The sequence below is a fragment of the Phytohabitans flavus genome (genome assembly GCF_011764545.1).
GTDB lineage: Bacteria > Actinomycetota > Actinomycetes > Mycobacteriales > Micromonosporaceae > Phytohabitans > Phytohabitans flavus.
Map to the genome: position 1 here is coordinate 8,706,271 of NZ_AP022870.1, position 12,763 is coordinate 8,719,033.

The 12,763-nt window shown below is 69.2% G+C and carries 13 protein-coding genes; 6 read left to right on the forward strand and 7 right to left on the reverse strand.

The annotated features are described in order from the left end of the window. A complete protein-coding gene (locus tag Pflav_RS38775) occupies positions 1 to 225 on the reverse strand; it encodes a hypothetical protein (RefSeq protein ID WP_173041554.1) in 225 nt (74 codons plus the stop codon). Between the two features lie 148 nt (positions 226 to 373). Between Pflav_RS38775 and Pflav_RS38780 the strand changes: the two genes are divergently transcribed. Further along, positions 374 to 1,177 (forward strand): alpha/beta fold hydrolase, encoded by an 804-nt coding sequence (locus Pflav_RS38780; protein WP_173041555.1) that lies wholly within the window; start codon positions 374 to 376, stop codon positions 1,175 to 1,177. A gap of 12 nt (positions 1,178 to 1,189) precedes the next feature. Here the strand turns inward: Pflav_RS38780 and Pflav_RS38785 are convergent, their stop codons facing one another. Continuing rightward, the gene (locus Pflav_RS38785) at positions 1,190 to 1,474 is read right to left on the reverse strand and encodes a putative quinol monooxygenase (RefSeq protein WP_173041556.1); all 285 of its coding nucleotides are present in this window, start codon (positions 1,472 to 1,474) and stop codon (positions 1,190 to 1,192) included. 110 nt (positions 1,475 to 1,584) lie between these two features. Here Pflav_RS38785 and Pflav_RS38790 point away from each other — a divergent pair, with 110 nt between their 5' ends. Next, a complete protein-coding gene (locus tag Pflav_RS38790; protein ID WP_173041557.1) occupies positions 1,585 to 2,049 on the forward strand; it encodes a DUF488 domain-containing protein in 465 nt (154 codons plus the stop codon). On the opposite strand, the gene Pflav_RS38795 is transcribed toward Pflav_RS38790, so the two are convergent. Continuing rightward, positions 2,015 to 2,779 (reverse strand): hypothetical protein, encoded by a 765-nt coding sequence (locus Pflav_RS38795; RefSeq protein ID WP_232072419.1) that lies wholly within the window; start codon positions 2,777 to 2,779, stop codon positions 2,015 to 2,017. The genes Pflav_RS38790 and Pflav_RS38795 overlap by 35 nt on opposite strands. 278 nt (positions 2,780 to 3,057) lie before the next feature. Between Pflav_RS38795 and Pflav_RS38800 the strand changes: the two genes are divergently transcribed. After that, on the forward strand, positions 3,058 to 3,849 hold the full coding sequence (locus Pflav_RS38800; RefSeq protein WP_173041559.1) for a hypothetical protein: 792 nt from the start codon (positions 3,058 to 3,060) through the stop codon (positions 3,847 to 3,849). A 706-nt stretch (positions 3,850 to 4,555) separates the two neighbouring features. Here Pflav_RS38800 and Pflav_RS38805 read toward each other — a convergent pair. Together Pflav_RS38805 and Pflav_RS38810 are read right to left on the reverse strand one after the other, a co-directional pair. Then, the gene (locus Pflav_RS38805) at positions 4,556 to 6,412 is read right to left on the reverse strand and encodes a multicopper oxidase family protein (RefSeq protein WP_173041560.1); all 1,857 of its coding nucleotides are present in this window, start codon (positions 6,410 to 6,412) and stop codon (positions 4,556 to 4,558) included. Continuing rightward, the gene (locus Pflav_RS38810) at positions 6,409 to 6,861 is read right to left on the reverse strand and encodes a DUF6220 domain-containing protein (RefSeq protein ID WP_180201298.1); all 453 of its coding nucleotides are present in this window, start codon (positions 6,859 to 6,861) and stop codon (positions 6,409 to 6,411) included. The genes Pflav_RS38805 and Pflav_RS38810 overlap by 4 nt, the downstream gene beginning before the upstream one ends. A 180-nt stretch (positions 6,862 to 7,041) precedes the next feature. Here Pflav_RS38810 and Pflav_RS38815 point away from each other — a divergent pair, with 180 nt between their 5' ends. From Pflav_RS38815 to Pflav_RS38825, 3 genes are read left to right on the forward strand one after another with little or no spacing between them, the layout of a single operon-like run. Beyond that, entirely contained in the window at positions 7,042 to 8,208 is a 1,167-nt protein-coding gene (locus Pflav_RS38815) for a sensor histidine kinase (RefSeq protein WP_173041561.1), read from the forward strand. Next, the gene (locus Pflav_RS38820; protein WP_173041562.1) at positions 8,205 to 8,861 is read left to right on the forward strand and encodes a response regulator transcription factor; all 657 of its coding nucleotides are present in this window, start codon (positions 8,205 to 8,207) and stop codon (positions 8,859 to 8,861) included. The genes Pflav_RS38815 and Pflav_RS38820 overlap by 4 nt, the downstream gene beginning before the upstream one ends. A gap of 7 nt (positions 8,862 to 8,868) precedes the next feature. Continuing rightward, the gene (locus tag Pflav_RS38825) at positions 8,869 to 10,098 is read left to right on the forward strand and encodes an RNA polymerase sigma factor (RefSeq protein WP_173041563.1); all 1,230 of its coding nucleotides are present in this window, start codon (positions 8,869 to 8,871) and stop codon (positions 10,096 to 10,098) included. A 1,190-nt stretch (positions 10,099 to 11,288) separates the two neighbouring features. Here the strand turns inward: Pflav_RS38825 and Pflav_RS38830 are convergent. Together Pflav_RS38830 and Pflav_RS38835 are read right to left on the reverse strand one after the other, a co-directional pair. Beyond that, entirely contained in the window at positions 11,289 to 11,954 is a 666-nt protein-coding gene (locus tag Pflav_RS38830; RefSeq protein ID WP_197938848.1) for a response regulator, read from the reverse strand. Further along, entirely contained in the window at positions 11,951 to 12,748 is a 798-nt protein-coding gene (locus Pflav_RS38835; protein WP_173041564.1) for a sensor histidine kinase, read from the reverse strand. Before Pflav_RS38835 ends, Pflav_RS38830 begins: the two co-directional genes overlap by 4 nt. Between the last annotated feature and the right edge of the window lie 15 nt (positions 12,749 to 12,763).

Genomic DNA, 12,763 nt, shown 5'->3' on the forward strand with positions numbered 1-12,763 from the left:
TTACTTGGTGCCGTCGGAAAGGTTGACCAGCGCCTGGGCGGTCTGGAAGTACTTGCTGCGACCGAGGTCGCCGATCGTCGTGATGTTGAAGGCGCTCTTGAGAAGCTGCGCGTCGCTCTCGCTCACACCCGAGAGAGCAGCCACCGGGGCGTCCACGAGCTCGGTGAGGCTCTTGTCCTCGTACGCCTTGTCGAGCAGCTTCGCGAGATCCGCACTAACAGCCACAGGTCCTCCACGTTGGGTCATCACCCCGGCCGGGTGACCGGGTACTGATCTCACCCTACAAACACCCCAAGCGAGGCTGTCGACAACCGGCGCGCGGTTCCGACCCGTGGTGTAGTGCCCAGAGAGACTTTTGTTTCGGAGGACTCCCATGACCACCATCAGCCCGCAGATCGTGGCCTCGGCCGACGGCACGCCGATCGCGTACGAGTCCACAGGCGACGGCCCGCCCGTGATCCTCATCGGCGGCGCCTTCAACGACCGCACCACCGTCACAGCGCTGGCCGCCACACTCGCGCCCCACGTCACCGCGGTCGTCTACGACCGGCGCGGCCGGGGCGACAGTGGCGACAACGCGGACGCGTTCGCGGTGGAGCGTGAGGTCGAGGACCTGGCCGCCATCATCGCCGCCACCGGGGGCCGGGCCAGCCTCTTCGGCCACTCCTCGGGCGGCATCCTCGCGCTGGAGGCGACCGCGCAGGGCCTGCCGGTCGAGCGGCTCGCGGTGTACGAGACACCGTTCGTCGTGGGCAGTCTCCGCCCGCTGCCCGCCGAGGGCACCGCGGAGCAGCTCCGCGCGCTGATCGCGGAGGAACGCCGCGAGGAAGCGGTGCGCCTCTTCCTCACCCAGCATGTCTCGGTGCCCGCCGAGATAGTCGACATCATGCAGGGCAGCCCGTCGTGGCCGTTCCTGGTGGGGCTCGCCCACACGCTGCCCTACGACGTGGCCGTGTGCGGCGCCGACCTGAGCCTCCCGGCCGACCGCCTGGCGAAGATCGCGGTCCCGACGTTGACGATGTCCGGCGGCGCCAGCCCAGCGTGGTTTCCCGCCGCCGCCCAGGCAGTCGCCGACGCGATTCCGGGTGCCAGCTACCTCACGCTGGAGGGCCAGGACCACAGCGTGCTGCACAACCCGGAGGCGCTTCGCGAGCCGCTGCTGACCTTCCTGCGCTAGTGCGGTGGGTGGTCAGGGTGCCTCGACGGCGGAGATCCGGTACTTGGCGACCGAGGCGTCCAGGATCTGCGTGGCCTGCTCCTCGTCCGGCCCCGAGCCGCGAAAGCGGGCCAGGTCCTCGTCGGACTCCCAGCGCTCGAAGACGTTGATCCGCCACGGCTCCAGAAGATCAGCGGTGAGCGAGAAGTCAAGGCAGCCAGCCGCGGCCCGCGCCTGCTCCAGGACAGCGCGGCAGCCATCCAGGTACGACTCCCGGGCCGCAGGGTCCACCTTGATCCATCCAGCCACGATGATCATCTCGTTACCTTACAGGTATGCAACAGGACGTTGCGTATGGACTGACGGTAGCGGCGTTTCGCGTACGCGATGTGGTGCAATATCGACCGACGGCACGGGAGGGAGGCGCCATGATCACGAGTACGGCTGGGATCGTGGGCATTGGATACGAGAGCCGGACATTGACGGAGTTTCTCGACGGGCTTCTGTCAGACGGTGTAAAGCGCCTTGTGGATGTGCGGCTCACGCCGATGTCGCGCAAGCCCGGATTCAGCAAGACCGCCTTGAGTCGAGCACTCTCCGGAGTGGGCATTCGGTACGAGCATCGCCCAGAGCTCGGCAACCCTAAACCGAATCGAGCAGGCTTCGCTGGCGACCGTGACGAACTGGACCGGGCGCGCGAGATCTACGCCGAGGTCCTTCGTCATCCGACTGCAGTTGAGACGCTCGATGGGCTGGCTGCTCGATCCACGCAGGAACGGATAGCAATCCTGTGCTTCGAGGCCGACCAGGCCCGCTGCCACCGGGACGTGGTGCTTGCACAGGTCGCCGCGCGGTCATTCACCGCTGCGGGTAGTAAACACCGAGCACGCTGAACACATGCGCTCGCTTTGCTTGATTGCCGACATAGAAGGCGGGATCCCGGCTCGCATCGAACATCGTAGTTAGAAACCTGGCCTCCAACTGTGCCCGAATCTCGGGGTCCGGCCAGCCAGCCAGGTGCCTTTGGAGTGCGACGAACTCCCAGTCCAGCAGTCCCTGTTCATGGCCCTTACAGCCAGGCTCGTAACATCGGTAGTGGTAGCGTGCCTGGAATCGAGGCGCCTGTAAGGGCCGCTTGTCCCGTGGATCGAGCAAGTCCATCTGGCGAACGTATTGGTCGATCTTCCGTTGTTCATCTGGGTTCCAGCCGGGATGGGGTGCTATCCGTAGTTGGTAGACCTCTCGTGGGCGTACCAGGGCCAACGACTTCGCGTCCGATCGAGCACGAGCGTCTGCGTTGAGTCGGCACATTGAATCCTCGACGTACTCGTCCAACCAGCTCCGGCGCGGTTTCCACGGCTTCAACGTGTCGCCTTTCACGATCGAAGAGAGGACCGGTCGCCAGCTCTCGCGGCGTTGGTCGTTTCGCGCCGGGAAGGCCTCGAGCGTGATGAACTGGTACTTGTTAAACGCGTCCTGGATGGGAAGATCACGAAAGTTGATTGGGTAAAGCCTGACCCACCCTCTACGTATCAGGTCTGCGTGTATGCCGGCCAAGCAGACCGTTTCACCGTACTTTTCCGATGGATTGGGCGCCGCCTTGACGGTTACGAGCACGGTCATCCGCGTCCGTAGGTCTCCCACCGGCTTCGGGTCTGGCTCGTGACCCAAAGGGCCGAAGAGTGTTTGCGCCATAAATCCTCCTGATCGGGGACCGTCGGCCAAACAAAAGCTTGATAGATGGTCTCACGCTGGTGGATGCGGCGCCACACCTCGTCGTTGGGACGGGAGAAGGAACCTCCTTGCGGCACGGGCCCTCAGCAGGGCTTGTTTCCACACCCGCGCGGGCGGGTAGCAGGAGTGCGCATTGACCGACATGTTGATGTTCGTGTGGAGGAATCATGCGCGTCCCGACCGTCGCGGTCCTGACCCTGGCCGGGCTCGGCCTCGCTGTGGGCGGGTGCGCCGGCACCGAGCCTGGCGCGTCCGGACCCACCACCAGTACCACCAGATCTTCTGCGCCTGAGCCGACCGTTAGCGGTACCGCCACGGGCTGCATGGTCGGCACCTGGCGCACGACCCAGGTCAGCGGTCGCGCGGCCAGCGCCGTCGCCAGCGGCAGCATCTCCGGCGGCACCGGCGCCACGGTCACGATCAGCCAGAACGGCCGGGTGCTCGCCGACTTCAGCGGTATGCAGCCGCTGTCGTTCACCGCCGAGGTGAGCGGCAACGCGGTGGCGGGCTCGGCCACGTACGGCGGGCAGGGCACCGCCACGATCAAGGCGAGCGCGACGACGAGCACCGCCACGACCGACGCGCCGGCCAGCGCGCCCGCGGTGACGCCGGGCACGCCACCGGTACCGAGCGCCACCCCGCAGACCACCGAGACGCCGACCGCCCTTGCGAGCGCCACTGCGGCCGCCGCAGCCGAGGAGGGCACGTGGGAGCCGATCGGGAAAATCGACTGGAGCGCCCTGCGGCTGACCCTCGAGCTGACCAAGCCGGTGGAGGCCAGGCTGCTGGACAACGCACCGATCGGTGACTACATCGACGACGCGGCAAACCAGAGCGGCCAGGCGATCGAGACCGACCCGATCCTGGGCGCCGGCGCGTACAGCTGCCAGGGCTCAACCCTGACCCTTAAGGGCGACACCGACACCGACGGCCTCACCTGGACCCTCACCAAGATCTAGGGTCGGGCTCATTCAGTCCGTCCACAATGGCCGCCGCACGCTCACTACCTAACAAAAGATTTGAGCTACCGCGACGCCCGTTGTGGTCCAGACCGCTGCTCCCGCGGCCTCACCCTCCGCGCTTCACAACCGAACCCGCGATCCGGCAGATCGTGGTACTTGACGGCCCCTATCGGGGCAGCTGAGTACCACGATCGCCGGCGTGCTCCGTCGATCTCGTCGATCAAGGCAAACCAGCTCTCTGCGGGTCGCCGAAGGGGCCGGCAGCACCGATTCGAAGCTGTAGCCAACTCCGAGAGATCTTGTCGACTTTCTGCCGTCCTGGCGACAAGAAGTCGACTAGATCCAAAGTTCTTCCCAGGTTTTCCTGTTGACCAGGCGAGGAGAGCGGGCTCGTCGGGCTTTGGGGAGACTTGTCGCTGCCAGGCAACCACGGGTTTCCCCAAAGGGGCGCCGTCGGGTCTTGGGTGCCGACGGCGGCGCTCTGTTGGGTTGTGGATGGCGGAGGTTTGTGAACGTTTCCCGTTGCTGGGGCAGCAGGAAACGTTCACAAAGGCCGACCCGCTGAATCGGCCCGGAAGGGTGCCGGAACCTCACAGTCGCCCAAGCCGAGGGGACTGTAATCTCCCGAGACCTGCCTACGGTGTGCGTGCCTGCAACCCGTAACGCGTACTGAGCAAGATAACGCCAGCAGAATCACGAGACACTAGCCGCCGTGGGCGCCGTGGAATGGGGTCATCACGCCGTCGTAGCGCAGGTGGAGCGCCATGCCCTGCGCGGCGTGGGTGAGGTTGTGGCAGTGGTTCATCCACTCGCCGGGGTTGTCCGCGCGGAACGCCACCCGCCAGACCTCGCCCGGCCGTACGTCGAACGTGTCCAGCCACAGTGGACTGCCGCTCACCTTCCTGCCGTCGCGCTCCAGGACGAGTACCCGATGGCCGTGTAGGTGCCATGGATGTGTGTCGAAGCCCCTGTTGGCCACCGTCAGCTCCACCAGGTCGCCCTCCCGGACGAGCTGGGTCGGCACGTTCGGGAAGGCGTGGCCGTTGACCGTGTGGGCGTACTTCGGTACGCCGTCCACTAGCGCGATGCCCCGGTCCAGTACCAGCGTGAAGTTGCGGTCGAAGTGGCTTTCTCGCCCGAAGGGTGTGGCGGCCGGCGTGCCGTACCGGGTGATGTCCAGCTCTGGCCACCCCTTGGGCGCGTCCAACCCAGAGCCCGTGCCCGTGCCCAGCCGCAGCCCCGGGTCGCCGTCTATGAACAGGGCGACCGCGCCGGCCGGCATCGTGAACGCCAGGTCGTACCGGCCGCCGGCGGGTAGGCGCAGCTCCACCTCGCGCAGCTCGCCGGGGCCGTTGAGGTCACTCCCGTCGACCGCGACCAGCCGGTACGCCGTGCCCGTGAGCGCGAAGCGGTGCGGTACGCCGTCCGTGTTGACGAGGCGCAGCCGCACGGGCGTGCCGGGTGCGGCGGCGGGCGGGTCGAGCGGCCCGGTGACCGTCGTGCCGCTGAACGTGTGCACCGGCACGGTCAGATCGACGCCCTCGGTGGGCGGCCCGACGACGAGCGTGCCGTAGAGCCCCATCTTCACGCCCACGTCGGACGCCTGATGGGTGTGGTACCAGTACGTGCCCACCTGGTCCGCGCGGAACCGGTACACGAACTCCCCGCCGGGCGGGACGGCGTCCTGGGTCACCCCTGGCGCGCCGTCCTCGCCCGCCGGCACGTCGTACCCGTGCCAGTGCACCGTCACGCCGCGTTCGATGTCCGCGTTGCGCAGTGTGACCTCGATAAGGTCGCCCTGGTTTGCCGTGATCGGCGGGCCGGGCACCTGGCCGTTGTACCCCCACGCCTCGACCGCCCGCCCATCCACCTGGATCGTCGTCTTGCGCGCGGTGAGCTCGTACCGCCGCACCTGCCCGCCCGGCGCCGGCGTGGTCGGCCCGCGCAGGTCGGCCACGGAGATGGCGTGCCCGGCGGGATGGTGGGAGGTTGGGCCGCCGCCGGCATCGAGGTCCGCCCCCGTTGCGAACCCGGCCCCGATGCCGGCCAGCCCCATGACGAGTACCGGCACGAACGTCCACAGTGGTGGACCCGAGCCGGCTACCCGCCACGTCACCAATCCGGCCGCCCCGACCAGCGCCACCGTCACGAGCACGTCACTCCAGCTCGCCGGATAGCCGACGAGGAAGGGGAAGAGCAGGCCGGCCGCGCCCGCGTACCCGGCGAGGAGAAGCGGCACCACGGCGGCGGGTGAGTTGCCCGGCGTGCCGGCCCGCACCGCGGAGAGCAGGCGCGGGCCGGCGATGAGGACGGCGGCGAGCCCGGCCACGCCCAGCAGCGGCCCGGTCAGGACCACGCGGTCCTGCGCGAACCACCAGCCGCCGGTGGCGAGGGCGACCGCGGTCGTGACCCGTACCAGGGTCACGGCGACCGCGACCGCCAGGAGGGCGAGAGCGGCACGGGCGCGCCGGGCCGCCGCCGCGACACCCGCGCCCACCCAGACGGCCGCCGCGAGCAGCGTGGCCACCAGGTCGAGCGCGATGAGCTGCGCGGTACTCATGCCACCGGGGTTACCGTCGGCTGTGGAGCGTCTACAGTGGACTTCTCAGCGGCGAAGGTCCGGGCGCGGCGCAACACCGTGGCCGCGGCGCCCATGACGAGCATCGCATTGACCGCGTGCAGGCCGAAGACGAAGAGGCTGGCCGGGCTTGTGTCCTCGTCCGACCCGCCGGTGATGACGTTGCCGACCACGATGATGAGCACCTGCACCACCACGAGGCCGAGCGGGGCGAGCGACAACCCGATCAGCCGGCCGGGCGCCCGGGCGACCGCGGCGGCGACGGTCGTGAGGATGGAGAGCAGCGGAATGATCATCATCCCGTTGATGCTGTGGAGCGCGTACGTGTCGTCGTCCTGCGGCCGGTCGAACGCACCCACCGCGGCGAAGTAAAACTGCAGCACGAGGGCGATCATCAGCAAACCGGAGAGGACCACGAAGACCCTGCGCATGGTGTACTCCTTTCGACACGGCAGATCCTTCGCCGTGCCGCCCGCGCGCACGTCTGTCCCTGAGCGGCATCGCGCTACGTCATCGCGCGGCCCGGGAGCGCCGGTGTATACGCACGTGAACGTATGCGGCTACGCCTTGAGACGGATCTGGTGGACCCGGGCGGCGGATACGATCGCGCCATGGCCGCCCTTTACTGGCTGCGCCTGCCGGTGTGGGCGCAGGATCTACTGCTCGCGATCTTCGTCGCGTTCATGCAGGTCCAGGGCACCCAACGGATCACGACGCAGGAAGAGTTCGACCAGCTGAGCATGGTCGGCATCTACGCACATGCCGTGCTGCTAGTGCTCAGCGGGCTGAGCTTGGCCGTCCGGCGCCGGTGGCCGTACCTCGTGTTCTTGTTCGAGGTCTGCACAAGCGTCATGTACTACGGCTCCGGCTACCCGGACGGGCCGGGCTGGATCGGTGTCTTCGTCGCGCTCTACACCGTGACCGCGTACGGGGACCGGCGCCGCCTCTGGATCCTGGGGGCCGGCATCGGCGTACTCGTCGCAGGCTGGGTGCTCGCCGCGTTCATGTACCCGCCGGAAGCGGGCTGGTTCGCGTTCCGGATCGGCACTGCCAAGATGGCCGCGGTGCTCGGCGAGTCGGTGCGCATGCGCCGCGTGATCGCGACCGAGGCGCAGGAGCGGGCGGAACGGGCCGAGCGCACCCGCGAGGAGGAGGCACGCCGCCGGGTGGACGCCGAGCGGCTGCACATCGCCCGCGAGGTCCACGACACGGTGGCGCACGCCATCGCGGTGATCAACGTGCAGGCCGGGGTCACCGCGCACGTGCTCGACAAGCGACCCGAGCAGGTACGCGAGACGCTGCTCACGATCGAGCGGACAAGCGCGCGGGCGCTGCGCGAGCTGCGCGCCACGCTCGGCGTGCTCCGCGAGTCAGCGGACGGCCGCGCGCCGACGCCTGGGCTCGACCGGATCGAGGAGCTGGCCGGGCTGGCCCGGGAGACCGGCCTCGACGTCAAGGTCGACATGGCCGCGCCACCACGCGAGCTGCCCACCGCGGTCGACCAGGCGGCCTACCGCATCCTCCAAGAGTCGATCACCAACGTGATCCGGCACGCCGGGCCCGCGCGGGTCACGATCAAGGTCGTGTACGAGCCGTCCGACCTGCGGATCCGGATCAGCGACGACGGCAGTGGCTGCGACGGCCAGGGTGGCACCGGCCGCGGCATCGCGGGCATGCGGGAGCGCTGCACCCTGCTCGGCGGCGACCTCACCGCCGGGCCGAGGGCCAGCGGCGGCTTCGAGGTGTACGCCCGGCTGCCGCTCGTGGCCGCGCCATGACTCGTGTCTTGGTCGCTGATGACCAGGTGCTCGTGCGCACCGGCTTCACGATGCTGCTCGACCTCGAGGACGACATCACGGTCGTGGGCGAGGCGGCCGACGGGCGGGAGGCGGTGGAGCTCGCCCGCGCGCACCGCCCGGACGTGGTGCTGATGGACATCCGCATGCCCAAGCTCGACGGCATCCAGGCCACCGCGCAGATCGCCGGCACACCCGGGCTGGAGCGGGTGCGCGTGCTGATCCTGACCACGTACGACACGGACGAGTACGTCTTCGAGGCGCTGGAGTCCGGGGCGAGCGGCTTCCTGCTCAAGGACGCCGGGCCGGCCGAGCTGCTGCACGCGGTCCGGGTGGTGGCCGCAGGCGACGCGCTGCTCGCGCCCCGGATCACCCGGCGGCTGATCGGGCAGTTCACCGCCGCGCGGACCGCCCGGTACGCGGCCGAGCACCGCCTCGCTGTGCTCACCCAGCGTGAGCGGGAGGTCGTCGCTCTGGTGGGGCGCGGGCTGAGCAACGAGGAGATCGCCGCTGAGCTGACGCTCAGCCCGGCCACCGCCCGCACCCACGTGAGCCGCGCGATGGTCAAGCTCGGCACCCGCGACCGGGCGCAGCTTGTGGTCGTCGCGTACGAGACCGGGCTGGTGCGGGTTTAATCGGAGCGTGACCTTCGAGGTAGTGATCCGGGAGCAGGCGCCGCAGGTGCTGGGCGCGCTGGTCCGCCGGTACGGGCAGTTCGACGCCTGCGAGGACGCGGTGCAGGAGGCGCTGCTGGCCGCCGCGATGCAGTGGCGCGAAGAGGGCGTACCGGACAACCCGCGCGCCTGGCTGCTGACCGTCGCCACCCGCCGGCTGACCGACCAGTTCCGCAGCGAGAGCGCGCGCCGCCGCCGCGAGGAGAACCTCGTGGTCATGGCGCCGGCCGACGAACTCGTCGCGCCGGCCGCCGACGAGGGGCGCGACCCGGACCGGGACGACACGCTGATGCTGCTCTTCCTCTGCTGCCACCCGGCGCTCACCCCGGCGTCGCAGATCGCGCTCACGCTCCGCGCGGTCGGCGGCCTCACCACGGCCGAGATCGCGCATGCCTTCCTCGTGCCGGAAGCAACGATGGCGCAGCGGGTGAGCCGGGCCAAGCAGCGGATCAAGGCAACCGGCAGCACGTTCCGGCTGCCTCCCCCGGAGGAGCGGGCGGAGCGGCTCCAGGCGGTGCTGCACGTGCTTTACCTCATCTTCAACGAGGGGTACACCGCGACGTCCGGCGCCCAACTGCACCGGGTCGAGCTGACCGCCGAGGCGATCCGGCTGGCCCGCGCGGTGCTCGCACTGCTCCCCGACGACGGCGAGGTGGCCGGGCTGCTCGCGCTGATGCTGCTCATCGACGCCCGCCGCCCCGCGCGCACCGGGCCGGGCGGCGACCTGATCCCGCTCGCCAACCAGGACCGTGGACTGTGGACAGCCGAGTACATCAAGGAGGGCGTCGCGCTGGTCACCCACACGCTGGCCCGCGCGCCGCTCGGGCCATACCAGCTCCAGGCGGCGATCGCGGCGGTACATGACGAGGCGCCCCGCGCGGAGGACACCGACTGGCCGCAGATCCTGGCCCTCTACGACCTGCTCGCCGGGGTCTCGGACAACCCGATGGTCACCCTCAACCGGGCAGTGGCGGTCGCGATGGTACGCGGCCCGCAGGCAGGCCTACACGAGCTGTCCACTTTGGACAAGGACGACCGGATCGCCAGCCACCACCGCCTCGACGCGGTACGCGCCCACCTGCAAGAGCTGGCCGGCGACCGGGAGGCGGCCCGCGCCAGCTACCAGCAGGCGGCCAGGCGCACCAACAGCCTCCCCGAGCAGCGCTACCTCCAAGCCCGCGCCGCCCGCCTCGCCTAGCCTCTAGGAGACTGCTGAATAAAGGCCTTCCGGCCCAGATCAGACGCATCGAATCAGGCCGGATGAACCGAGTTCGGGTCGGTACGGCCATCTCCAGCCGTGTTTCTTGGAACACGCGGCGTGATGGCGCGATTATTCAGCAGTCTCCTAGAGAGCTTTGGAGTCAGGGTGGCCTCGGCGTCATGTCGCGGATAGGGATCTAAAACTTAGGAAATTGAGCTACCGCGATGTCCGTGGTGGTCCGGACCGTCGCTCCCGCGGCCTCACCCTTCGCGGTTGGCAAGCTCACCCCTGGGTCGTGGTCGGCCGACCGCGACCTTCGCTGCCGGGTCCGCGGTCCAAGCCCAGCCTTGACCTGGCTCGGCGGTTGGGCGGGGCCCAGCCAAGACAGACACGCGCCCGAAGGGCGCTCGGTTTGCTTGGTCGACGCTAGGGCGGACGCCGTCTGGCAGATCGTGGTACTTAGCTGCCCCTGGAGAGCCTGTCGCAAAATCGCCAGATTCGCATGAAGTGAGGGTCGCGTTGACCCTCACTGGCCGCCGTTCGGCGGCCAGCGGCGGACACAGCCGTGTTTTTCTACGCACACGCTGTAGTCGGGCAATTTTGCAACAGGCTCTGGAGGGGCAGTTCGGTACCACGATCTCTCACGTACACCAACCCGACCGCGCCGATCAAGGAAGCGGGGCTGCGCGGTGAATGTGACCCTGACCCTGAAAGGTCTCTAGACCTTATCCACAATGGAAATTTGAGCTACCGCGACGTCCGTTGTGGTCTGGACCGCTGCTCCCGCGGCCTCACTCTCCGCGATTCACAACCCGCCGCCGGTTTTGGGCCGATGGCGCGGGCAAACCCGGGAAGAACTCTGGATCTAGTCGATTTCTTGTCGCCAGGGAGTCGTTCGCGTAATTCTGAATTCCGGCTCGTCAAGCGCCTCGCACCGGTTGTTCGGCAGCATAAAGCGGATATTTAGGGCGGCTGACGGCGCGGGAGCGTCCGAAATGCGGCTTTCAAGCCGACGGCTTGCCCCTTGACAGATCGCCGCGCCGAATTACGCGAACGGCTCCAGGACGGCAGAAAGTCGACAAGATCTCTCGGATTTAGAATTCGGAGCGGCTCCGTCCCAGGGCATGAGCGGCCACGACGGCCTGCGCGACGAAGCAGGGGAACCTGAGCGGAGCGTTGATCACGGGTCAGGAGCCGGGCTTTACCAGGCCTGTCTCGTACGCCAGCACTACAGCTTGGGCGCGGTCGCGGAGGTTGAGCTTGCTGAAGATGTGGGCGGCGTGGGTCTTGACCGTCGCCTCGCTCAGGGTGAGCGTGGCCGCGACTTCCGCGTTCGACAGGCCGCGCCCCATGAGGGCGAGCACCTCCCGCTCGCGCGGCGTCAGCCCCGCCAGGTCGCGGTGGATCGCGGGTGGGGCGGCCGGCTCGCCGGCGGCGAAGCGCTCCACCAGGCGGCGGGTGATGGAAGGTGCCAGCAGTGCGTCGCCGGTGTCGACAAGGCGTACGGCCGCTACAAGGTGTTCGGGCGTCACGTCCTTGAGCAGGAAGCCGCTCGCGCCGGCGGCCAGTGCCGCGTACACGTAGCGGTCCAGGTCGAACGTCGTCAGCATCAGCACCCGGCACTCAGGTGCGTGCTCCAGCACCCGGCGGGTGGCCTCCAGGCCGTCCATGCCCGGCATCCGGATGTCCATCAGCGCGACGTCCGGGCGTAGCTGACGTACCGCCGCCACCGCCTCGGCACCGTCGGCGGCCTCGCCCACCACGTCGATCCCGCCGGCCGTCAGGATCATGCGGAAGCCACTGCGTACCAAGGCTTGGTCGTCGGCGATGACCACCCGGGGCGCCGCGCTCACGGGCGTTCCAGAGGGATCTTCGCCCGGACCCGGAAGCCGCCGCCAAGCCGCCGGCGGGCGTCGAGGTCGCCGCCGAAGACGGCGACCCGCTGGCGCAGGCCGAGCAGCCCGCGCCCCTCGCCGCGCTGCGGTGGGGACGGCGGGCGGCCGCCGGAGAGGACGCTCGGGCCAGTGTTGAGCACCTCGATCCGCAGGTACCGCTCCGCGTAACGGACGGTGACCTCAGCCTTGCCGCCGTCACCGTGCTTGAGCGCGTTGGTCAGGGCCTCCTGGATGATCCGGTACGCGGTCAGGTCGACCCCGGACGGTAGCGGGCGCGGCTCGCCGGAGATGCGTACCTCCACCGGCAGCCCGGCGAACGCGATCCGGTCGACCAGCGGGCTGAGCTGGCTCAGGCTCGGCTGCGGCGCGAGGTCGATCTCGTCCTCGCCGCCGGCCGTCGGGGCGAGCACGCCGAGCAGGTGGCGCAGCTCGGTCATCGTGTCGCGGCCGGCGCTCTCCACCGCCCGCAGTGCCGCGGTGGCCTCGCCTGCGTCGGCGTCGATCACCTGGCGGGCGGCGCCGGCCTGTACCACCATCAGGCTCACGTTGTGGCTCACGATGTCGTGCAGCTCGCGGGCTATCCGGGCGCGCTCGGCGTCGACCGCGCCGCGGGCCGCTGTCTCGCGCTCCCGCTCCAGCAGCCAGCCGCGCTCCTCCAGCGCGCGGGCGAAGGCGCGCCGGGTGCCGACCAGCCGCACCGCGAGCAGCCCGGCCACCGCGGCCGTCACCGCCGCGACCAGCCAAGCCACCATGGCAACCACTCTCTC

Bases quoted from the DNA above. Each gene is read 5' to 3' on its own strand.
- Pflav_RS38815 (WP_173041561.1), top strand. From the start codon at position 7,042: ATGGCCGCCCTTTACTGGCTGCGCCTGCCGGTGTGGGCGCAGGATCTA.
- Pflav_RS38820 (WP_173041562.1), top strand. From the start codon at position 8,205: ATGACTCGTGTCTTGGTCGCTGATGACCAGGTGCTCGTGCGCACCGGC.
- Pflav_RS38785 (WP_173041556.1), bottom strand. From the start codon at position 1,474: ATGATCATCGTGGCTGGATGGATCAAGGTGGACCCTGCGGCCCGGGAG.
- Pflav_RS38805 (WP_173041560.1), bottom strand. From the start codon at position 6,412: ATGAGTACCGCGCAGCTCATCGCGCTCGACCTGGTGGCCACGCTGCTC.
- Pflav_RS38790 (WP_173041557.1), top strand. From the start codon at position 1,585: ATGATCACGAGTACGGCTGGGATCGTGGGCATTGGATACGAGAGCCGG.
- Pflav_RS38800 (WP_173041559.1), top strand. From the start codon at position 3,058: ATGCGCGTCCCGACCGTCGCGGTCCTGACCCTGGCCGGGCTCGGCCTC.
- Pflav_RS38795 (WP_232072419.1), bottom strand. From the start codon at position 2,779: ATGACCGTGCTCGTAACCGTCAAGGCGGCGCCCAATCCATCGGAAAAG.
- Pflav_RS38780 (WP_173041555.1), top strand. From the start codon at position 374: ATGACCACCATCAGCCCGCAGATCGTGGCCTCGGCCGACGGCACGCCG.
- Pflav_RS38810 (WP_180201298.1), bottom strand. From the start codon at position 6,861: ATGCGCAGGGTCTTCGTGGTCCTCTCCGGTTTGCTGATGATCGCCCTC.
- Pflav_RS38835 (WP_173041564.1), bottom strand. From the start codon at position 12,748: ATGGTGGCTTGGCTGGTCGCGGCGGTGACGGCCGCGGTGGCCGGGCTG.